Below are 23,172 nucleotides of genomic sequence, written 5' to 3' on the forward strand. Positions count from 1 at the left end.
TCATATTATACTCCTATCACTTCCTACAACACCTTACGCAAGTATAACTTAGCGTACCCCAGCGGATAGTCCTTCTCCTCTGCAAACACTGTAAATCCTAAGGATTGATAAAAGTCTGAAGCTTGAAAAGAGAAAGTATTTAATGATATATACTTACACTTTCGATCCACTGCTACTTGTTCAGCAGCTAGCATTAGTTTCTTGCCAAGTCCTTGTCCTCTATAACTCTCTTTGACAGCAAGACTCTGTATCTCTAATGTTCCCCAAAGCGAACGACCAAGTATCCCACCTATCACCTCATCATTATCAGTAAGTGTAATCTCAAGTGATTCGTTCACACAATCCACAAGCTCTGTAGTATGCTTGAGGTTATAAGAAGACAATATCTCCTTAATTTTCATCGCATTACTATCCTCTATTTCTGTACTTATCTTTATTTCCATATATTATTTATTAACCGATTATAGTAGTCTAAATTATTAAATCTAAATCACATCATAGTTTATTTCTATACATTCACCATTCAAAGAATTTAACATATTCCTATCTTTGTCTAAAATATTAGAAATATGGAGAACAACAGTATTCCTATTTACAACATCTGTAACCTACTCGACAATAACAATATATCACAAGACTGTGTGGTATATCGCTTAGAAGAGTTTATTTCTAATAGACCCAATGTGGTATCCTCACCACATAGACACGCATTCTACCAGATACTCTTCGTAGCAGAAGGCAAGGGAGTACACTCTATTGACTTTGAGAAATTCTCTATCGAAGAGAAATGCCTGTTCTATCTAAATCCTTCACAAGTGCACAAATGGGAGTTTGAGCCAGGTACTAAAGGCTTTTTAATCAACTTTAATGAGAACTTTCTACGCACATTCTTAGTGAACCCAAACTATCTAAAGGAGTTTACCTTCTTTGGAGGTAACGCACAGTACTCTAAATTCTCATGTGAGAAGTGCTATGAGACACTACACACTAAGTTTGAGAAGATATATTACGCCTCCTTAGAGAATCAGCCTCTACAGAAAGATTACATCAAAGTGTTGATGTTAGAACTATTCTTAGAGACACAGTTATTCTTAGTCAAAAAAGTATTCGAACCTGAAGAGTGCAACGAGACTAAAGGAGCACACTCTATCATCAAGAACTTTGAGAAGTTAGTAGAAACGCACTTTGTCGCTAAACGCCTACCAGGAGAATACGCTGATATGCTACATATCACGCCTAATCACCTCAACTCTCTATGCAAAAAAGTGTTGGGAATAACAGCAGGTGAAGTTATCCGAAACAGAGTAATCCTAGAGTGCAAAAGATTATTAGTCAATGCTGATGTATCCATCACAGAAGTCTCTTATGAATTAGACTTTAAGAACAGTGCTTACTTCTCTCGTTTCTTCAAAAAGAATACGGGATTATCTCCTGAGGAATTCAGAAAACAGAACTAATAACTAAATAAATAAACACAATTCCGCATTATCACACTAATCTCAATTGATTAGTGTAAATATCACCACGTTTAGTGTAATATATTTCAGTAGCCAGACTTCTAACTTTGCTGAAAAATAATACATTATGGATTTTCCTCTATTTCATTTAGACTGGCTGAATGACCGCTTCCTCATTGCGATGATAGCGATTATTCACGTATTTATAAACCACGGGTTAGCCGTTGGATTCTTACCCTATATTACCTTATTAGAACAACAAGGAGTAGTCAAAAGTGGACCAGAAGATATCACCGATTTAGCTTGGGATAAGATGGTACAACGTATGATGATGGTCGGATTTGTGATTACTACCACTATGGGAGCGATGACAGGAGTCGGTATCTGGTTCTCAGCAGCGTTGATTAGTCCTAACTCTATTGGTAGTTTGATTCGCGTATTCTACTGGGGATGGTTCACAGAGTGGATTGTATTCGTATCCGAAGTAGTATTTATCATGATCTACTTCTTAACGTGGAAAAACTCTAACAAGTCACTACGTGCTAAACAACGTCATATCCGTTTTGGTTGGTTCCTATCTGCCTTCTCTTGGTTGACTATGGCTATTATCGTAGCTATCTTAGGATTTATGATGGACCCTGGTAACTGGGTAGAAGACCAATCATTACTAAGTGCATTAACCAACCCTATATACCTACCTCAGCTACTATTCAGAACGCCTACAGCTATGGTAGTAGCAGGAGCCTTCGGATTTTTGCTTATCATGTTATTTACTAAGAAAGATAGTCCTATACGACCTACGGCCCTTAAGACTACAGCTACATGGGTACTGCTATGGCTACCGATGTCAATATTAGCATCTATCTACTACTATAATGTGATACCAGAAGCTATGACTGCTAATATGAGTACAGCAGTAGGTACTATGGACTTCGCTAAATACTATGATTTACTAAAATACATTATTCTGATAGCCACTAGTTCATTAGCGCTATTAGCTATCTGGACACTGTGGAAACCTAAGAAAGTAAATCTAATTATAGTGATTATACCTTTTGTACTTTCACTTGGATTCTTAGGAATTTTTGAACGCGTTAGAGAATTTATCCGTAAACCTTATGTTATCGGTAACTATATGTACTCTAACCTTATTAGAGAAGAAGATTACCCTTTATTACAGAGAGATGGTATCCTAAAGCACTCTACCTATACCTCTATCACAGAGATAACAGAAGAGAACAAACTAGAGGCTGGTAAAGACGTATTTATGATAGCGTGTTCTCGATGTCACACGAGTCAAGGGATTAACTCTATCATATTCGTATTTGAGAAAATGTATGGCGAAGGCAAACCGTTAGACATTAACTCTATGAAGGCGTATATACCAAATATGCACAACGGTAGGACGTATATGCCACCTTATCCAGGTAACGAAGAAGAGCTCGATGCCTTAGCACATTACATATTCTATTTACAACAGAGTGGAGCGACATTAGAAGGGGCACAGAGTGCAGGAGCACATCTTAACCCTACACACTCTGTAGAACACTTTATAGAACAAAAAACTAAACAACAATAATCATGAACAATACTCCATTACCTAAAGATATACCCTTAGACTTACCACTACCAGAATGGTTATTAGTCATTCTATTAGTAGTATCGTTCTTAGCACACATCGTATTTGTCAACCTTATGGTAGGTGGTTCGATAGCAACTTTATGGGCTGAAATAAAAGGATTGAGAAACAAAGAATATGACATATTAGCTCAAGAAATAGCTGCGACAATAACTGTAAACAAATCATTAGCTGTAGTACTAGGGGTAGCACCTCTACTTAGTATCAATGCGTTATACACTATATACTTCTACACAGCTAACTCACTGACAGGTATTATGTGGATACTGATCATACCTATGGTTGCCATCGTATTCTTACTGACCTATTTACATAAATACACATGGGAAGCTATGGCGAACATGAAGCTGCTACACATCGCTATCAACGCATTAGCAGTAGCTATGTTCTTATTCATTCCACTAATATTCTTAGTGAATGTCAATCTAATGCTATTCCCAGAGAAGTGGATGAGTGTACGAGGATTCTTATCAGCACTAGCGCTACCAAACGTATTCCCACGTTACTTCCACTTTATCTGTGCTTCACTAGCCCTTACAGGTCTATTTATCACTTGGTATATGGGACGCAAAAACTATCCATTCGAAGAATACTTTCAAGTATTCACAAGAGCGAAAGTAAAGCGTATCGGATATCAGTTAGCCTTAGGAGCATCAGTAGCCCAATTCTTATTTGGTCCTATCGTGATGGCTACTCTACCTGCTAAAGGATTTAGCTGGAGTATGATGAGCGTGATATTATCAGGTGTAGCTGTAGCGGTATATGCCGTGTACTATATGATCAAGACACTTAGAGGCTCAGATGCTGACTTAAATAAATACTTCAGACGTATCGTTATCTCTATGAGTATCGTAGTCGTATTTATGGGAAGTGGACGACACGTTTATAGAGCAAATGCCCTAAACCCTCACCGTGAATTAATGGCTCAGAAAACAGCAGAATTTGAACAAGCATCAAAAGAAGCAAGAGAACAAGCACTTAACAAACAGGCTGAGGCTAATGAAGCTATAGCAGCAGCTGAGGCTTCTGGGGATAACACTGCCAAAGGCAAAGCTGTATTTAATAACTACTGTGCAGCCTGCCATAAAGAGACTTCTCTATTAGTAGGACCTCCTGTGACAGAGATGAAAGAAATCTATACTGATAAAAAAGCAGATCTAATCAAGTGGATTAAGTCCCCAGGTAAGAAAAGACCTGACGCTCCACAGATGCCTCCATTCCCTCAAATCAATGATACAGATATGGAAGATCTAACTCAATATATACTAAATATTAAATAAGGACATTATGATTAAAACATTCACCATTCTGGTACTGCTGGCTATCGTGGTTATCTGTGCCATCATTGTATCTAAAGTGATTAAACTGTATCTGTACTCTAACAAAAACAAAGAGTTATGGAAGAAAGAAATCAAAGAAGAAAAAGAATACCAATTTATTAAAGGACTGTATTAATAGTCTTCATAGCTATATTTTTTTATCCCTTATTACTAGATAATCGATATTGTTACCTGTAGTTAGTTATTATTGTCATAACTAGTGTATGCTCCCTTACACACTAGTTCATAACTGACTATATCTCATAAACAACGATGCATTATCTAACTAATAAGGGATATTTTTTATCTTTTATTTTGCAATTCCTCTAATACTTCTTTGGCATCATATCTTGACTGTGCATACCACGTATAGATATTCATAATCATATATTTCTCAGTAGTACCATTAGCATTGCGCATTGTCACTACCACGTAGTGTACTCTACTTAGGTTATACTTTTTTACATTTACTATCTGTTTAAAAGCATATTGCTGTTCGTCTCTAAACAACTTCTTAAGCACTACCTTATCTTGTCTGACATAAGCAGTACATTGGTATAACAACTGACTAATCACTAATACCACAAAGAATAGTGCCACTGCTATCTGCAATCCACTGATAAGACTATGTTCAAAATCAGTCATAGCAAATCGCGTCCAGAACACACTGCAAAACAATACTGCCATTAACATATTACCTAGTATATACCACGTCGAATATTGATAAGACAGTCTCTTCTCTTGTTCACTCATTACCTTTACTTTTTTTAATTTAATCAAAAATAGAACTTTTTATAAATACACCTAATACCCCTCCCATAGCACTACCCTTTCATTCATATTGTACCCTTGTTTTGGATGCATTTAATATGAGTTTAATATAAGTCTACAATGACTCCATTAAAAACAGCTAATATAATGGAGTCACTATGGACTCAGTATGGACTCAATATGGACTTAGCCAAAACAAAACTGCTCTTGTTCTAACAGAATATACCAACAATTCATAAGGAGATGATTTGGGTACGAGTTTAGTATGGTTCGCAAAATAGCTCCTAACCCCAAGTAAACACTGTATACTACCGAACAATATCAAAACAAAAAACTTCTAAAAACAATCAAAACCATGAATATCAATATATTAAAATCAAAATTAATATTCATAAATAGCCAAAAAGAGCATATCAGCTCATTAAATCCAAAGGAGGGCACTACAACCTAAATATAGTCATAAAAAGTATTATTTATGGAGTGTTACATTCATCATTACTACATTGTTTACTATCTTGCAATAGGTTTATCTATGTAAAATATAATGGCTATTAAAACACTTATACAACAATACAGAGGCAATATCACCTATGATACATTAACATATCTAGACTTTAGTCTGACTACTGATGAGATGATAGATAAACTCAAAGAAGACCTAATGCAAGTAGAGTTTGATAATAATACATTACTGGACATTGGTTGGTACCCAGAGTTTAATGCTCAAGGGCAATTCACGATACAAGTCATAAAGGATTACAACTGGGAAGTTCCCCTCTTTAAAGCACATTGTAAAACATTAGAGGATATAGAAAACACATTGACAAAAGCATTACCACATTGTCAATAAACATTACTAATACAATCTAATCCATGACACAACAAGACTTACTTTTAAACATGATACCTGCCTTCTTTGGAGTAATAGATGATCACTTTAGAGCTATTGCTTATGATTATACAGAAGACAGTATTTCCTTATACGTATATCTAAGTACAGTACATACAGAGGATGACTATGAAGCTGTAGATATCGCTATCACTGAGATGATGGCGTCTCTGCCCAATCTCAAATACCAATACATAGAGATGATACATGACTTAAGACCTATCAACGAGCTTAACGCCTATAAGGGATGGTTTTATGTAAAGAAGCAATAAGCATATATACCGTAGGTTATCAATAGCTAAACGACTACTTAAAGCGTATTTTAGACTTTAGTTATTTAATTTATAAGTACAAGCAATAATCTTTAAACAACGTTAAACCTGAATTTAAAAAGCGATTATTGTTTAAATTAGCAAAAAATAAACACTATGCCTTTAGACAAAATTACGTTTCAGAACGCGGGCTATTTTTCAAAACTAATGGTAGATTACCTCAATCAAGAGGATAGTCTAAGACACTTATATAATCACTTTCCTACGATACAGAACTTTAAACAACAGATAGACGAAAAGCGTGCTAACTATCCTGCTGCACATAGAACTGTACTCTGTCAGGCATTGTTAAGTCAATATAAGAACACTAAGGCTTCTGACAAGACCTTAGACAACATACATGCATTAGCTCAAGAAAATACTTTCACTGTGACTACTGGACATCAGTTAAACTTATTTACTGGTCCCCTATATTTCTTATACAAGATTATATCTATAATCAACTTAGCCAAAGAATTAAAAGCTAAATATCCTACTGACAACTTCGTACCTGTGTACTGGATGGCTACAGAAGATCACGATTTCGAAGAGATAAATCACTTCGTCTTTGAAGAAAAAGTAATCTGTTGGAACAAAGAGAGCAAAGGCCCTGTAGGAAGATTAAGTACTGAAGGACTAGATAAAGTATTCGAGGTATTTAAATCTCATATCGGGGTAGGTACTAATGCAACGCGTATTAAAGAGCTATTCGAAAACGCATATCTAAAACACGACAATCTAACGGATGCTACACGCTACTTAGCGAATGAATTATTCGCGGCATACGGATTAGTGATTATAGATGGTGATGATGCCGAACTGAAAAAGCTTTTCGCTCCACACATAAAAGAAGAATTAATCAACCAAAGTGCTATCAAAGAGGTTGAAAAAAGTTATGCTACTCTAGCAGATTACTTCATACAGGTAAATCCTCGTGAGATAAACCTATTCTATATTCAGGACAATCTAAGAGAGCGTATTATATTTGAAGATGAGGTATATAAAGTAAATAACACTTCTATCACATTCTCTAAAGAAGCTATATTAGAAGAGCTAGATAAGCACCCTGAACGCTTTAGCCCTAATGTAATCCTTAGACCGCTATACCAAGAGGTAATATTGCCTAATCTGTGTTACACAGGTGGTGGTGGTGAGTTAGCCTATTGGTTAGAACTAAAAAAAGTATTTGACCTACACAAGGTAACTTTCCCTATGCTATTGTTGAGAAATTCTGTTCTACTAGCTACTTCTAAACAGGTAGATAAACTAGACAAACTAGATTTAACATGGAAAGATGTATTCACTAAACAAGGCCAGTTAATCAACGCTAAGACAAAAGAATTCTCTTCTATACAATTTGATTTTGAAGAGCAACGCAAGTTCTTAGAAGAACAATTTAAAACCTTAGAGAATATAGCTTTACAAACCGACAAATCTTTTATAGGTGCTGTAAATGCTCAAAAAGTAAAACAGTTAAAAGGTTTAGAAAATCTAGAAAAACGATTGCAAAAAGCAGAGAAGAGAAATCACGCTGAAAAGTTAGAGCGAATCACATTACTACAGAATGAGCTGTTCCCTAATAACAGCCTTCAGGAACGTATCGTTAACTTCTCTGTCTATTACAAAGAATTTGGAGATGAGTTAATTACAACTTTGTTTGATCAACTAGAACCATTAAGTCACGAGTTTGACATCGTAGTCTTGTAATTTGTTTTTGAGATTAAAGACGAATAGAGCAAACTAAAATATTTTTTAGATAATTCGATTTGTTCAAAAGCGAGAATAAGAAAAATAATTTTAGATAAAAATAATGATATCAGTTAATAAATGCCATTTCAAGAACAGATGGCATTTATTATTATAAGATATTGAATTTTAATGTTTTTAGGAAAATGTTGATAAATAAGATTTTGTAGAGCCGCAAATAATCGTATTTTTACCAATTATAAAAACATTCTTTTGGTAAAATGGGTAAAATCATTGCTATTGCTAATCAAAAAGGTGGTGTTGGAAAAACAACAACATCTGTCAATCTAGCTGCTTCTCTAGGAGCACTTGAAAAAAAGGTACTTATCATAGACGCTGACCCTCAGGCTAACGCATCCTCAGGATTAGGAATTGATGTAGATTCTGTCGAAATAGGAACTTATGAAATACTAGAGCACAGTAATACGCCAGAAGAAGCTATCGTGGAATGTACAGCACCGAATGTATATTTAATCCCTGCCCACATTGACTTAGTGGCTATCGAAATCGAATTGGTAGATAAACCAAATCGAGAGTATATGCTAAAAGAAGCACTTAAATCTATCAAAGATAAGTTTGACTATATCATCATAGATTGTGCTCCTTCTTTAGGTTTACTTACTCTAAATGCATTAACTGCTGCTGACTCAGTAGCTATTCCAATTCAGTGTGAATACTTCGCATTAGAGGGTCTTGGAAAATTATTAAACACTATTAAAAGTGTACAGAAAATACACAATCCTAATCTAGATATAGAAGGGTTATTATTAACTATGTACGACTCTCGTCTTCGCTTGTCAAACCAAGTGGTAGAAGAGGTACAAAAACATTTTAACGATATGGTATTTGATACTATTATCCAGAGAAATGTGAAATTAAGTGAAGCTCCAAGTTTTGGTGAGAGTATCATTAATTATGATGCAACAAGCAAAGGAGCAACGAATTACATCAATCTAGCAGAAGAGATTATTCGCAAAAATAGTTAACTAAACTAGATTATTTATTTAGAATATTATGGCAAAGGCAATTAAAAAACAAGCTTTAGGAAGAGGACTATCGGCTCTATTAAAAGATCCGGATAATGATATTAGATCAATCGAAGATAATAATGCTGATAAGGTAATCGGTAATATTATCGAACTAGATATTGATTCTATCGAGATAAATCCATTTCAACCTAGAACAAATTTTAACGAAGAGTCTTTACAAGAATTAGCTACAAGTATTCGAGAATTAGGTGTAATACAACCTATTACAGTTAGAAAAATTGAGTTTAATAAATATCAATTAATCTCTGGAGAGCGTCGTCTAAGAGCGTCTAAGATAGTAGGTCTAGATTCTATACCTGCTTACATCCGTATAGCAAACGATAATGAGTCATTGACTATGGCGTTAGTGGAAAATATCCAACGTCACGACTTAGACCCTATCGAAATTGCACTGTCGTACCAACGCTTAATGGAGGAGATAAATCTAACACAAGAACAGGTAAGTGACAGAGTGGGTAAAAAACGTTCTACTATCGCTAACTACCTTAGATTATTACGTCTAGATCCTATCATTCAGACAGGTATCAGAGATGGATTTATCTCTATGGGACACGGACGTGCCATCATTAACATAGAGGACTTAGATGTACAGACTGATATATACCACCAAATCATCACAGAGAATTTATCTGTGAGAGAGACGGAGGCTATCGTAAAGAAATATCAAGAACAACTTAGAGGTATAGTATCACCTGCTCTACCGAAAAAGAATAAAGAATTTAGTATTCCTGAGAATTATACGAGATCTTTTGGTCAATTCTTTGGTACAAAAGTAGATATCAAAGTTTCGAATAATGGTAAAGGAAAAATATCTATTCCATTCCATTCTGAAGAGGACTTAAATCGTATTATCAAACTATTAGAAAATTAGTGAAACACAAGTTATTAATCCTATTGTTCTTCATAGGAGCAGTTTGTCACCCCACATATGCTCAAACTGTAAATGAAGACGTTAAATTTACTGTTGAAACCTCGAAAGAAGATAAGCCTTTAGATCCATTGGCTCCCTCTCGAGCAGCATTCTACGCTTCTGTTATACCTGGTGTAGGTCAGATTTATAATAAGAAATATTGGAAAGTACCTTTAGTATATGCAGGTATTGGTATTCCAGCTTACTTCTGGGCGGATAACCAAAGACAATATACAAGATATCGTGATGAATATAAAAAACGCCTTCAAGGTATAAATGATCCTAATGATCCGACTTTCGGAGGATTAGATAATGATCGTATCTTAGAGGCTCAAAAATTCTATAGACGTAACAGAGATTTATCTGTAGTAATTACGGCAGGTTTTTACATACTTAGTATCATAGATGCTAACGTAGATGCGCACTTAATGCAGTTTAACGTAAATGAAAACCTTACTATCAAACCTGCATTTGAGTTAGATAGAATGAATCTTCAGAATCAAAACCAATTCCAATACGCGATAAATGTAGAATATCGCTTCTAAAAAACGTATTTAATGAAAATTGCATTATTAGGATATGGCAAAATGGGTCAAATCATTGAAAGAATTGCCATAGAGAGAGGACATGAAATAGTACTACGCAAAAAAAGTACAGATAATTATGATGGGCTAAAAGATGCTGATGTAGCGATAGATTTTAGTGTGCCATCTGCTGCTGTACAGAATATATCTACTTGCTTCGAATTAGGTGTGCCTGTTATATCTGGTACTACAGGATGGTTAGAAGAATATGATAATATGGTAGCGCTATGTACTAAGAACAATGGTGCTTTTTTATACGGTTCTAACTTTAGTTTAGGTGTAAACTTATTCTTCGAACTAAATAGTTATTTAGCTAAGATGATGAGTAACCTACAAGACTATAAGGTCTCTATGGAAGAAATACACCATACTCAAAAACTAGATGCTCCTAGTGGTACAGCCATTACTCTAGCTAATGGTATCATCGATAATTCTGCTTATACAGAATGGACATTAGACAATGCTCAAAATAACCAAATACACATCGATGCTAAACGAGTAGATAGTGTACCTGGTACGCATAGTGTATTCTACGATTCTGCAATAGATCAAATCGAGATCAAACACACGGCTCATAATAGAGAAGGTTTTGCTCTAGGTGCGGTGGTTGCTGCTGAATGGATACAGAATAAAAAAGGAATATTCTCTATGAAAGATGTTCTTAATTTAAAAAAATAATTATCTTCACTATTAATCATTAAAACAGTAATAAACTATGACAATGTCTGAATGGTTTTTGTTTTTTCTATTAGTACAAGTTATTCACTTTCTTGGAACGTGGAAATTATATGTAAGAGCTGGGAAGAAAAGCTGGCAAGCTATTGTACCTATATATAATGCAGTAGTATTAATGCAAATAATTAACCGACCTAAATGGTGGGTTATTTTATTGTTTATTCCTATTGTTAATCTTATTATGTTCCCTGTAGTATGGGTGGAGACATTAAGAAGCTTTGGTAAAAACAAAACAGTAGATACTATCTTAGGTGTAGTAACATTAGGTTTATATATCTATTATGTTAATTACGCTACAGATGCTAAATATGTAGAAAACAGAAGTACTAAAGCAACTACTAGTTCAGGAGAGACAGTTAGTTCTGTATTATTTGCAGTAGTAGTAGCTACTGTAATTCATACTTATGTGATCCAACCTTATACTATTCCAACTTCTTCATTAGAGAAGACTTTGTTAGTAGGTGACTTCTTATTCGTAAGTAAGTTTCACTATGGAGCTAGAACTCCTATAACTACTGTAGCATTACCAATGGTACACGACACGTTGCCATTCACTAAAAAGAATTCATATTTAAAGAAGCCACATTTACCATACTTTAGATTACCAGGTTTCCAAAAAGTACAACACAACGATATCGTTGTCTTCAACTGGCCTACTGATACAGTATATCAATTCAACGATCCGCTGAGAAGACCAGCTGTAGATAAACCTATTGACAAGAAAACTAACTATGTTAAGAGAGCTGTAGGTCTTCCTGGAGAAAACCTTACTGTTAAAGATGGTGATGTTTACATCAATAATGAGAAATTAAAACTAAATGACCGTGCTAGAGTACAGTTCACCTATACTGTAAGAACTGATGGAACTCCAATAGATTTAAATGCTCTAATACAACGTCTAAACCTTAGAGAAGGTGTTACGTATTACAACAATGATCCTAAAACTATTATTTTCTTCGCTTTAACAGACGAGAATGTAGAAGTTCTTAAATCAATGTCTCAAATATTGAGTGTAACTAAAGGGTTGCCAGAACAAGCAAAAGAATATATGCAATCAGCATACGCTACAGCTATCTTTCCACATAATCAACCAACGTGGAATGAAGATAACTTAGGTCCTTTACATATTCCTGCTAAAGGAGAGACTGTTACGTTAACTTCTCAAAACTTCCCAATGTATCAGAGAGCAATCCAAGTATACGAAGGAAACAAACTAGAGGTTAAGAACAATCAGATTTACATTAATGATGTAGCTACTGACAAATACACATTCAAACAAGATTACTACTTTATGATGGGAGATAATAGAAATCGCTCTGAAGACAGTAGATATTGGGGATTTGTACCTGAAGATCACATTGTAGGTAAACCTGTATTTGTATGGTTGAGTTTAGATCAAAACATTCCTTGGTCAAAAGCTTTAGATAAAATCCGTTGGGACAGAATGTTTACTACTGTAAATGGAAATGGTAAACAAACATCATATTTCCCTTACTTCTTAGTAGCTATGATAGGACTAATAGGATATAATACCTATAAGAAGAGAAAAGAAAAAAAGAATTCAAAATACTAAAATAAGACATGAATAACATACTTATTCATCCCACTTATTTTCCTTCAATAAGTCACTTTGTTGCAATGTTACAAGCAGATAAAGTGACTTTTGAAATGGAAGATAACTTTCAAAAACAAACGAATAGAAATAGAGCTTTTATCTATAGTGCTAACGGAAGACAGATGTTAAACATCCCTATCAAACATACGGATGATACAAAACAAAAGTTTAAGGATGTTAGAATAGAACATGCTTTTGGATGGCAAAAACAGCATTTTAAAAGCTTAGAAGCAGCTTATAGGACTTCTCCTTACTTTGAGTACTTTGAAGACGAAATACGCCCTATATTCGAAGGAAAACCAGAGTTTATGTTAGATTTAAACTTACAGATACACGAAGTACTGTGTTCTTGTTTAGGAATCAATCTACCATTTGAGCAAACTACAGAATATGTAAAAGAGCTTAACTCAGACATAGTCGATTTAAGACCTCTAGTTAACGGAAAAAAAGATTTGAATACATTCGATCCTTACATCCAAGTTTTTGACGATAAACACGGTTATTTAAACAATCTAAGCATACTAGATCTTTTATTCAATGAAGGAAGACATGCGATAGATTACTTAAAGAAACAAAGTAACCTACATATATAAAAAAAAAAGCAGACCAATGGTCTGCTTTTTTTCTTTCATAGCGCAATTTTATACTTATTATTTTAAGTACTTAACGATAGATTATAAGTAACAAACAATCAACATAATAATTTCCCTTTTCATAGCATTAAAAAGAGTTGATGACTCTATCGTTATACTTAAGACAACCTTTATGAAAAAGGTCACATATTTTTTTAATTTATTTTTTAAAAATATTTCAATCCATTAACAATCAGCTTCTCCCCTAACAAATAAATTTAAATTATCTGGTGACAAGAATGGTATATCAAGGCCAAGGCCTCTAATAATAAACAACATTCCGAACAATACTATCACATAAGGATAATACTTCATGATAGCATTTCTAACTTTAGGAGAGAACATGTCTCTTACATAAATAATAGAACTCATCAATGGAATAGTACCTACTCCAAATAAGATCATATAAAGCATACCTAAAGTAACGTTCTGTGTTGCTAATGCTCCAAAAAGAGCAACATACACCATACCGCACGGCAAGAATCCATTAAAAAAACCAATAAAATACAATGTTCCTTTATCTTGTTTTTTAAACTGACTTCCCAGTTTAGCTTTTACTTTATTGACAACAAAATAAAATGGCTTTAAAAAACCAAAGTTTCCAAGTTTGTTCTGTGGTATAAGGATAAATACTATCATTAATATTCCAACAACAATAGACATTTGCTGTTGCAAACCAGCTAGGTATAAGCCCTTACCAAACATACCAAAGACAAGCCCTAAAATAGAATATGCAGATATCCTACCTAAGTGATAGGTGAATATCTGCACAACTTTCTTAGCCCCATTACTCTTAGAAACTGGCAACATCATAGCTATAGGTCCACACATACCGATGCAGTGAAGACTACTAATCAGTCCAAATATAAGAGCTGTAATCACTATTTAATCTTTTTTTACAGTTAAGCTTTGTTTATTTCTATAATCTGCTCCATCATAAGACCATTCTACCGCAATATCCCAACGACCGTCTACCAGCGTATTGTTAGGTATGAGCAAATTGGAAGAAGACAGTGATATAGGCATATCAAAGTCTAATCTCTGGTTAGACGGTCTATATAGGAATATTTTACCTGTAATATTTTTAGCGTCAAAGTCAGAAGGGAATACAATAGAGATATCTCCAGACTTCGTTGTTTCAATCGTTAATTTCTTATCTAATTTTAAAGCAGCTACTTCTCTATCATGTCTACCATCCACTTCTATCTCTTGTTGATAGTAATTTTCAGTAACCAACTCATTATCAAACTTCTTATCCATTTGTACACGGATAACGTATTGTAATATGAAGACCATAAAAAGTCCCATAGCAATAACTATTCCTGTTCCAAAATTAAATTTCATACCTAACAAATTTTAATATTAATCCAATGTTCTAGGGCCTAAGAAGTTTGTAGATGTTGTTTGAATCAATCTATCACCTTCATAAACCTCTATTTTCACTTTAGTCCTATGACTTTCTAAAACAAACTGTGGTACATCAATAAACATTGTTCCTTCAGCATATCCTTCTTTAATTACTTTAATAATTGGTTTACCTACAACAGTAATTACACCACCTTCAGGAGATGATAATTTAAAAGTAACATTATCGAAGTCTTTCATTGTTTTATTTACCACTTTGAAAGTATATACGTTTCTGATATTCTCTTCATTGTTCACTGTAATATGTGAATATGTTTGACCAGCTACACGTAAAACAGTTGCTTCAATATCAGTACGTAAAAATAATAAACCAACTAATATTGTCACTAAAATACACAATACCGCAGTATATCCTTTTTGACGTAAACTAAATTTAAACTTAGTTCCCTCTGATATTTCAGATTCAGATGCGTAACGGATTAATCCTCTAGGTAGTCCTACACTATCCATCATGTGATCACACTCATCAATACAAGCTGTACAGTTCACACATTCTAACTGAGTACCATTACGAATATCTATACCTGTAGGACAAACGTTCACACATTGTTTACAGTCGATACAGTCACCTATTCCTTCTGCTGCTCTATCAATTCCTTTTTTAAACTTAGCTCTACCATTCTCAGCCTCACCTCTAACGTGGTCATAAGCAACAATAATAGATTTATTATCTAATAATACTCCTTGTAAACGACCATAAGGACAAGCAATGACACATACTTGCTCTCTAAACCAAGTAAATATAAAATAGAAAGCTGCTGTAAAAATAATTAATCCTACAAAGCGTCCCATATGATCAGCTGGCCCATCTTTCATCATTTGAATCACAACATCACTTCCGATAATGTATGCCAAGAACACATTAGCTATAGAGAATGATATTACAAAGAATATGAACCATTTCAATAATCTCTTTCTTATCTTTTCTGAATTCCAAGGTTGTTTATCTAAACGTACTTGAGCTCCTCTATCACCATCAATCCAGTACTCTATACGTCTAAAAACCATTTCCATAAAAATAGTCTGAGGACAAATCCATCCACAGAATATACGTCCAAATGATACCGTAAACAGAGTAACAAAGACCACTCCTATTATCAGTGATATTACTACAAGATAAAAATCTTGAGGCCAAAATGGGAATCCTAAAATATTGAACTTTCTGTCAATTACGTTAAACAGTAAAAACTGATTACCGTTTACCTTAATAAATGGTGCCGCAAAAAGAAACAATATTAAAACGTAACTAACTATCTTACGTTTATTATAAAAAGGCCCAGAAGGTTTCTTAGGATAAATCCAAGCTCTTTTACCATCTTTGTCAATTGTACCTATGGAGTCACGGAAACTCTCATCATGTATTGTAGCCATAGTAAAATGTTTTTCAACGAGCATAAAGCATAAATTGGCTTACAGCTCTATTCTTATTATGTTAGTTTATAAAAGTGCTTAACGCACAGAATTTGACAGTCTTCCTCTGTCTATATAAGAAACCTACATATATTGTCGCTGTATAGATTTCTCATACGTTATAACTTATTTAAATCTTTTCTTGATTCTATTTGGAGCAGTAAACACTACTCCTACTTTAAACCTCAAATCTAAATTGAAAGAGACGATTTACTTATTTTAAGTGTTATCAAAACATAAAATATTAAATCTTTAAAAAGGATTTTTACTCATACCTATTAAGTATCTTCCTACTACTTTCACTAATGTTATCTTATAATTTGCTCTATCAAAGCTATCTCCTTATAAAGAAAATACTTTTGTAAGACCATTTTTAAATACCACTATAAAGTTACGAAAAAGACCATTAAAAAACACTCTAAAACCTTTAAAAAAGCATTAACATCACGCTTTATTAACACAAACAAACTAAAAAAGTCAAACTCTTTTGTATTTGAAATGTTGTTGTATAAAAAGAGGGCTAAATTAATAGCTTAGCCCTCTTATATTATAATACAGTAAGATGTACTTCAAAGTAATTAAACTTCAATAGCACACATTACTATTGATTTTAATTTGCTGCTTCTGGAGCTACTTCAGCATCAGTAGTTGCAGGAGCTTCTTCTGTTGCAGGAGTTTCTTCAGTAGCTTTATCAGCACTTAATTCACTCTTAGACCAAATGATATCTCCTTCTGCTGCTTTAGCTTCAGCTGGTACAGTACCATTTAGAGAGATTACATAAGATGCAATTTTCTCAATCTCTGATGGTTTGAAGTTAGTTTTCCAAGGCACCATTCCTTTTCCAGGACGTCCACCTTCAGAAATAGTATTGAAGACATTTTTCATTCCTCCACCTAAGATCCAGTGATCATCAGTTAAGTTTGGTCCAATAGCTCCTCCACCATCAGGTTTGTGACATACTGCACAGTTTGTATCAAAAAGAGCTTTACCTGCTGATAATACTGCTGGATCATCTGAGAATACAGCTTGATCTGCAGTTAACATATCTGGAGCAGTCTTTTTATATTCTTCAACTTGCTCTTTAGCAGCTATCATTTCTTTTTCGAACTCAGCTACTTGACTATCACCATCAAATACATGGAATCTCAACAAATAAATAACTGCAAAAATAACTGTCACATAGAATAGACCAACCCACCATGGTGGTAACTCATTATCTAACTCTTTAATACCATCGTAATCATGATCCATCATAATATCCCCCTCTTGAGCGATAGTCTTGGTACTAGTTAATTTTTGCATTAATCTCTTAACCCAAGGAGTTTCAGCAAAAGGAAGACTAGCTTCTTTTTCTTTCTGAGCTCTCTCTTCTGGAGTCATTAAGCGATCCATAATTTTACTCGTTGCAGATGCCACCATTTCAACAGCAATCAAAGCGAATAAAAATAAACCTAATAAAATAAGTACAACAGGATGTTCTATAAAAGCAGGTTTATCACTGTCTCCTCTAACTATCCACTCAATTGCAAAAAAGAATATTGCAAACAGTAGAGGAACTCTTACATATACTGGAAAAAATTTTTTCATAATTTTTCTGAATTACTATCAACATTTTGCTCTTCATTATCCATGAATGGCATATTGCTTAATTCTTCTATTGTCTCTTTCTTATAAGTAAACACCCAAAAGAAAAGACCTACGAAGAATGTAAAGAAAATAAGTAGTGAAATAATAGGAAATATCTCTACTCCACCAATTGTTTCCATATTATGTTTAATGAACTTTAGCATATTGATTCATTTTAAAATATTATTCTTCTACCTTTTTAATATCAGTACCTAAACGCTGTAAATAAGCGATAACAGCAACAATCTCACGATCACTCATCGGTACAAACTCTTCTCCTTTAGCCTTAGCACGTTTTTCTCCATCTTGGTAAGACTTAACGTAATCAGGATCTCCTTCTAAATTCTTAGCAATTTGTTCTGATTGAGCTTTAATAGAAGCTTTAGCATTTGCGATATCCTCATCAGAATAAGGAACACCTAAAGTTCTCATCACACTCATTTTTGTTTCAATATCACTATAGTCAGCAGCTTTATTAGCGAATAACCATTTATATCCAGGCATAATTGAGTTTGGAGAAGTAGATTGTGGATCATACATGTGGTTATAATGCCAGTTGTCTGAATATTTACCACCTACTCTAAATAAATCTGGTCCAGTTCTCTTAGAACCCCATAAGAATGGGTGATCATAAACATATTCACCTGATTTAGAGTATTCACCATATCTCTCTACTTCAGAACGGAAAGGACGAATCATTTGTGAGTGACATCCCACACATCCTTCTCTAATATATAAGTCTCTACCTTCTAACTCTAATGGAGTATATGGCTTAACACTTGTAATTGTAGGAATATTTGACTTAACAAATATTGTTGGAACAATCTGAACTAAACCACCAATTAAGATAGCAACTGTAGTTAAGATAGTAAACTGTACTGGTCTTCTTTCTAACCAAGCATGCCATCCTTCACCTTTTAATCTACCTACAGATATTCTTTGTAACGCAGGAGCTTCAGCTAATTCATCTTCTACTGGTTGACCAGCTTTCACTGTTTTGTAGATATTGTAAATTAATACTAATACCCCAGCTAAATATAATGTACCACCGATAGCACGCATAGCATACATAGGTAAAATAGCAGTAACAGTTTCTAAGAAGTTACCATATTTTAAAGTTCCGTCTGGGTTAAAATCTTTCCACATTAAGTGTTGAGAGAAACCAGCAACATATAAAGGAATAGTATATAAAATAATACCTAAAGTACCAATCCAGAAGTGGAAGTTAGCAGCAGCTTTAGAATATAATTCTGTTTTAACCATTCTTGGTATTAACCAGTATACCATACCGAATGTCATGAATCCGTTCCATGCTAATGCACCAACGTGCACGTGAGCTACGATCCAGTCAGTATAGTGAGCAATTGCGTTTACGTTTTTCAAAGACAACATTGGTCCTTCGAATGTCGCCATACCGTATCCTGTGATACCTACTACGAAGAATTTCAATACTGGCTCTACTCTTACTTTATCCCAAACTCCACGAAGAGTTAAAAGACCATTAATCATACCTCCCCAAGATGGTGCAATTAACATTACTGAGAACACAACCCCTAAGTTTTGAGCCCATTCTGGTAATGCTGAATACAATAAGTGGTGAGGTCCTGCCCAGATGTATAAGAAAATTAATGACCAGAAGTGAATAATAGATAGTCTATAAGAATAAACAGGTCTATTAGCCGCTTTAGGTAAATAATAATACATTAACCCTAGGAAAGGAGTAGTTAAGAAGAACGCTACCGCATTGTGTCCATACCACCACTGTACCAATGCATCTTGAACTCCTGCATAAACAGAATAAGATTTTAATGCATTCACAGGTAACTCTAATGAGTTAAAGATGTGTAACACTGCTACCGTAACGAATGTTGCTAAATAGAACCAAATAGCCACATAAATATGACGCTCTCTTCTTTTGATGATTGTCATAATCATGTTAATACCAAATGTTACCCAAATAATCGCAATTGCGATATCGATAGGCCATTCTAATTCAGCATACTCTTTTGATGTTGTATACCCTAATGGTAGAGTAATTACAGCACCGATTAAAATTAATTGCCAGCCGTAAAAGTGAAGATTACTTAAAAAATCACTGAACATTCTAGCTTTACATAACCTTTGTAAAGAATAGTAAATACCTCCGAAAATTGCGTTACCAACGAACGCAAAAATCACAGCATTTGTATGCAATGGACGTAATCTCCCGAAACTTAACCAAGATATTCCATCTGTCAAGTTAGGAAATATAAACATCACTGCTAAAACTAATCCTACTAGCATTCCGACAGCTCCAAAAAATATTGAAGCATAAAGAAATTTCTTTACAATTTTGTTGTCATAATAAAATTGTTGCACTTCCATAGTTGTTTATATTTGATTTTCTTTTTGTTTATTTTCTGTTTGTTCACTGTTTGTTTTTTTCTGTTTCACGTTGACTTCATCGTCAAATAACATACGAACAGAAGGAGTATATGCGTCATCAAATTGCCCACTCTTCACAGACTTAATAAATAAGTACAGGAAAATACCAGCTACAACGACACTGATACTAATTAAGAAATAAATAACACTCATACCTTATATTTATTTGTCAAAATTAACATTCTCTCTCGCCTTAAAATATGATAAGTATCATATTTACATTTTTTCTATCAATCTTTCTTTATAATTTTTTTAGCATAATAATTACTCATTATTGTCACAAAACTTATAATAGATATAGTACTTATAGGCATTAAAATAGCAGCTACAAGTGGAGACATTTTATTCATTATTGAAACCGAAATACCTATCACATTATAGCTTAATGCTAAGATATAACTTAATTTAATAGTTTTAACAGATTTCTTTGAATATTTTAAGAATGACTTTAAGTATTCAAACATTCTCGCGTCTAAAATTGCATCACTTGCAGGAGTAAAAACGTTAACATTCTCAGAGACAGACACTCCTACATTGCTTTGTGCTAAAGCTCCAGCATCATTAAGTCCATCACCAACCATCATAACATTGCCCCCTTGTTCTTGTAAATAGTTAACATAACTTAACTTTTCTTCTGGTTTTTGATTAAATACCAATGTAGTAGACTCTGGCAGTAGCTCCTGTAACGCTTCTTTTTCACCATCATTATCTCCCGATAGGATTACTAACTTATATCCTGAATATGTTAAATTATCAAATAATTCTTTTAACCCCTCTCTATAGTGATTTGCAAAAATGAACTTTCCTTTATATATCCCATTAATCTGAATATGAACAGAAGTTTCATTAATCATTTTTTCTGTATCTATACCTAGTAACTTAGGAGATCCTATTAAATACTTAACATCATTAATAACACCTACTAGGCCTTGCCCTGCTATTTCCTCAAAAAATTGAGGTTTCACTACAACTTTAGTTGATAAGAAATTATATAATTTTCTACTCAATGGGTGATTAGAAGCTCTTATGATATTTCGAATATCATTTTGTTGTTCTTTAGTTAATTCATCTCCTTCATAAGAAATAGTAGAATTAGCATTAGTAGTAATTGTCCCTGTTTTATCAAACACAACAGTATTTACTTTTGCCATCTGCTCTACTACAGTTACATTCTTTAGATAAAACTTATTTCTACCATATATACGTATTGCATTTCCCAATGTAAAAGGAGCAGTCAAGGCTAAAGCACATGGACAAGCTACAATTAGAATTGCTGTAAAAACATTAAATGCCGCATTTAAATCAACAAAAGCCCATCCTAGAAAAGCTAAAACTGATACTGTCAGTAATACAGGTGTGAAGTAATGACTTATCGTATCAGTAATAGTCTTATACTTCATATCTACTTTCTTCTGAAATACATCGTTACTCCACAGTTGAGTCAGATAACTTTGTGAAACAGTATTAACTGCCTCTACCTCTATTACATCACCAACCTGCTTTCCTCCTGCGAATACTTTATCTCCTGATTTTTTCTCAACAGGTACTGCTTCCCCAGTAACAAAGCTATAATCAATGAAAGCTGAGTTAGAAATCAATATCGAATCGACAGGAACTAGCTCCTGGTTACGTATTAAAAGTCTATCCCTTTTTACTACTTCATAAACTTGTATTGGTTCTTCTACTCCATCCTCTCCAATTTTAGTAATTGCAATAGGAAAGTATGATTTGTAATCACGTTCAAAAGACAAGAAGTTATAAGTGCGCTGTTGAAATAATTTTCCTAACAACATAAAGAACACTAGCATTGTCATACTATCAAAGAAACCAGGACCTAAATCAAAGATTATATCAATAGTACTTCTTATAAACATCACTATAATTCCCAATGACATCGGAATATCAATCGTATAATTCTTAGTCTTAATACCTTTCCAAGCAGCTAAGTGATATGGTGAAGCAGAATAAAAAAATACAGGTAAAGAAATAAGTAGAATCAACCATCTAAAGAAATCCTTATACTCTCTCATCCAGATATCATCTATATTAAAATACTCTGGAAAAGAAAGCATCATAACATTCCCAAAACTAAAGAATGCAATACCAATCTTATAGATTAGGCTTCTATCTATAGACTGAGGTTTCTCTTCATAATTTTTCAAACTAATATAAGGCTCATACCCTATTTGTGTAAGAAGCAATACCAGCTCTTTTAAAGTTACTTTACTATCATTATAAGTAATAGTAGCCTTCTTCTCAGGGAAGTTTACTAGAACGCGTATAACGCCCTCATTAAGTCTATGTAAATTCTCTAAGATCCAAATACAAGAACTGCAATGAATATGTGGAATATAGAGAGACACGATACTTGTAGTCCCTTCATTAAATTCAAGTAATTTGTTAATAATATCACTCTTTTCTAAGAAGTCATATTTCCCATTTGCTTCTTCTGGAGTAGCTCCAGGAGTAGCTTCCATATCGTAATAACAGCCAAGATCATTCTCACTAAAAATCTCATAAACTGTCTTACATCCATTACAACAAAACTCCCTACTATCGAACTCAATGCGGTTAAAGGTGGTCACCTCATTACCACAGTGATAACACGTCTTCTTATCCATAAAAAAAT

Annotated in this window: 23 protein-coding genes; 13 read left to right on the plus strand and 10 right to left on the minus strand. The window is 33.9% G+C overall.

Annotation, left to right across the window (positions count from 1 at the left end):
- Positions 1-23: 23 nt before the first annotated feature.
- Positions 24-443 carry a GNAT family N-acetyltransferase gene (locus BMX53_RS11195; RefSeq protein ID WP_074746388.1) on the minus strand — a complete coding sequence of 140 codons (420 nt, stop codon included), beginning with the start codon at positions 441-443 and terminating at the stop codon, positions 24-26.
- 126 nt (positions 444-569) lie between these two features.
- Here BMX53_RS11195 and BMX53_RS11200 point away from each other — a divergent pair, with 126 nt between their 5' ends.
- The 4 genes from BMX53_RS11200 to BMX53_RS19115 all read left to right on the plus strand — a co-directional run bounded on the left by BMX53_RS11200 (position 570) and on the right by BMX53_RS19115 (position 4,551).
- Positions 570-1,457 (plus strand): AraC family transcriptional regulator, encoded by an 888-nt coding sequence (locus BMX53_RS11200; protein WP_074746390.1) that lies wholly within the window; start codon positions 570-572, stop codon positions 1,455-1,457.
- Between the two features lie 127 nt (positions 1,458-1,584).
- Positions 1,585-3,036, plus strand: a complete 1,452-nt coding sequence (locus BMX53_RS11205) for a c-type cytochrome (protein WP_240485541.1) — start codon at positions 1,585-1,587, stop codon at positions 3,034-3,036.
- A 2-nt stretch (positions 3,037-3,038) separates the two neighbouring features.
- Positions 3,039-4,376 carry a c-type cytochrome gene (locus BMX53_RS11210; RefSeq protein ID WP_074746392.1) on the plus strand — a complete coding sequence of 446 codons (1,338 nt, stop codon included), beginning with the start codon at positions 3,039-3,041 and terminating at the stop codon, positions 4,374-4,376.
- A gap of 7 nt (positions 4,377-4,383) precedes the next feature.
- Complete coding sequence (locus tag BMX53_RS19115) at positions 4,384-4,551, plus strand: hypothetical protein (protein ID WP_167357248.1); 168 nt, start codon at positions 4,384-4,386, stop codon at positions 4,549-4,551.
- Positions 4,552-4,718: 167 nt separating this feature from the next.
- On the opposite strand, the gene BMX53_RS11215 is transcribed toward BMX53_RS19115, so the two are convergent.
- Entirely contained in the window at positions 4,719-5,195 is a 477-nt protein-coding gene (locus BMX53_RS11215) for a hypothetical protein (protein ID WP_143061422.1), read from the minus strand.
- Positions 5,196-5,730: 535 nt separating this feature from the next.
- Here BMX53_RS11215 and BMX53_RS11220 point away from each other — a divergent pair.
- The 9 genes from BMX53_RS11220 (at position 5,731) to BMX53_RS11260 (ending at position 13,618) form a co-directional block, all read left to right on the plus strand.
- Positions 5,731-6,036 carry a hypothetical protein gene (locus BMX53_RS11220; protein WP_074746396.1) on the plus strand — a complete coding sequence of 102 codons (306 nt, stop codon included), beginning with the start codon at positions 5,731-5,733 and terminating at the stop codon, positions 6,034-6,036.
- A 23-nt stretch (positions 6,037-6,059) separates the two neighbouring features.
- A complete protein-coding gene (locus BMX53_RS11225; protein ID WP_074746398.1) occupies positions 6,060-6,347 on the plus strand; it encodes a MafI2 family immunity protein in 288 nt (95 codons plus the stop codon).
- A 156-nt stretch (positions 6,348-6,503) separates the two neighbouring features.
- A complete protein-coding gene (gene bshC / locus BMX53_RS11230; protein WP_074746400.1) occupies positions 6,504-8,093 on the plus strand; it encodes a bacillithiol biosynthesis cysteine-adding enzyme BshC in 1,590 nt (529 codons plus the stop codon).
- 260 nt (positions 8,094-8,353) lie between these two features.
- Complete coding sequence (locus BMX53_RS11235) at positions 8,354-9,118, plus strand: ParA family protein (RefSeq protein WP_038985990.1); 765 nt, start codon at positions 8,354-8,356, stop codon at positions 9,116-9,118.
- A gap of 28 nt (positions 9,119-9,146) precedes the next feature.
- A complete protein-coding gene (locus BMX53_RS11240) occupies positions 9,147-10,052 on the plus strand; it encodes a ParB/RepB/Spo0J family partition protein (RefSeq protein ID WP_038985989.1) in 906 nt (301 codons plus the stop codon).
- The gene (locus BMX53_RS11245; protein ID WP_038985988.1) at positions 10,052-10,636 is read left to right on the plus strand and encodes a DUF5683 domain-containing protein; all 585 of its coding nucleotides are present in this window, start codon (positions 10,052-10,054) and stop codon (positions 10,634-10,636) included. The genes BMX53_RS11240 and BMX53_RS11245 overlap by 1 nt, the downstream gene beginning before the upstream one ends.
- Positions 10,637-10,648: 12 nt before the next feature.
- The gene (gene dapB / locus BMX53_RS11250; protein WP_038985987.1) at positions 10,649-11,353 is read left to right on the plus strand and encodes a 4-hydroxy-tetrahydrodipicolinate reductase; all 705 of its coding nucleotides are present in this window, start codon (positions 10,649-10,651) and stop codon (positions 11,351-11,353) included.
- 37 nt (positions 11,354-11,390) lie between these two features.
- Positions 11,391-12,983 (plus strand): signal peptidase I, encoded by a 1,593-nt coding sequence (lepB, locus tag BMX53_RS11255; RefSeq protein WP_074746402.1) that lies wholly within the window; start codon positions 11,391-11,393, stop codon positions 12,981-12,983.
- An 8-nt stretch (positions 12,984-12,991) separates the two neighbouring features.
- Positions 12,992-13,618, plus strand: a complete 627-nt coding sequence (locus BMX53_RS11260) for a WbqC family protein (protein ID WP_074746403.1) — start codon at positions 12,992-12,994, stop codon at positions 13,616-13,618.
- A 225-nt stretch (positions 13,619-13,843) separates the two neighbouring features.
- On the opposite strand, the gene BMX53_RS11265 is transcribed toward BMX53_RS11260, so the two are convergent.
- The 8 genes from BMX53_RS11265 to BMX53_RS11300 form a co-directional block, all read right to left on the minus strand.
- Positions 13,844-14,539 (minus strand): sulfite exporter TauE/SafE family protein, encoded by a 696-nt coding sequence (locus BMX53_RS11265; protein WP_063176623.1) that lies wholly within the window; start codon positions 14,537-14,539, stop codon positions 13,844-13,846.
- Positions 14,540-14,542: 3 nt separating this feature from the next.
- Positions 14,543-15,001 (minus strand): FixH family protein, encoded by a 459-nt coding sequence (locus BMX53_RS11270; protein WP_074746405.1) that lies wholly within the window; start codon positions 14,999-15,001, stop codon positions 14,543-14,545.
- 18 nt (positions 15,002-15,019) lie between these two features.
- A complete protein-coding gene (gene ccoG, locus BMX53_RS11275; protein WP_074746407.1) occupies positions 15,020-16,453 on the minus strand; it encodes a cytochrome c oxidase accessory protein CcoG in 1,434 nt (477 codons plus the stop codon).
- A 649-nt stretch (positions 16,454-17,102) separates the two neighbouring features.
- Positions 17,103-18,080 (minus strand): cbb3-type cytochrome c oxidase N-terminal domain-containing protein, encoded by a 978-nt coding sequence (locus BMX53_RS11280; protein WP_038985981.1) that lies wholly within the window; start codon positions 18,078-18,080, stop codon positions 17,103-17,105.
- Entirely contained in the window at positions 18,077-18,283 is a 207-nt protein-coding gene (locus BMX53_RS11285) for a CcoQ/FixQ family Cbb3-type cytochrome c oxidase assembly chaperone (protein WP_038985980.1), read from the minus strand. The genes BMX53_RS11280 and BMX53_RS11285 overlap by 4 nt, the downstream gene beginning before the upstream one ends.
- A 19-nt stretch (positions 18,284-18,302) precedes the next feature.
- The gene (ccoN, locus tag BMX53_RS11290) at positions 18,303-20,483 is read right to left on the minus strand and encodes a cytochrome-c oxidase, cbb3-type subunit I (RefSeq protein WP_038985979.1); all 2,181 of its coding nucleotides are present in this window, start codon (positions 20,481-20,483) and stop codon (positions 18,303-18,305) included.
- 6 nt (positions 20,484-20,489) lie between these two features.
- Positions 20,490-20,696 (minus strand): cbb3-type cytochrome oxidase assembly protein CcoS, encoded by a 207-nt coding sequence (gene ccoS / locus BMX53_RS11295; RefSeq protein ID WP_038985978.1) that lies wholly within the window; start codon positions 20,694-20,696, stop codon positions 20,490-20,492.
- 77 nt (positions 20,697-20,773) lie between these two features.
- Positions 20,774-23,164: a heavy metal translocating P-type ATPase gene (locus BMX53_RS11300; protein ID WP_074746409.1), complete on the minus strand. Its 2,391-nt coding sequence runs from the start codon at positions 23,162-23,164 to the stop codon at positions 20,774-20,776.
- Between the last annotated feature and the right edge of the window lie 8 nt (positions 23,165-23,172).

Origin of the sequence: Myroides marinus, assembly GCF_900109075.1 — a bacterium.
GTDB classification, from domain to species: domain Bacteria; phylum Bacteroidota; class Bacteroidia; order Flavobacteriales; family Flavobacteriaceae; genus Flavobacterium; species Flavobacterium marinum_A.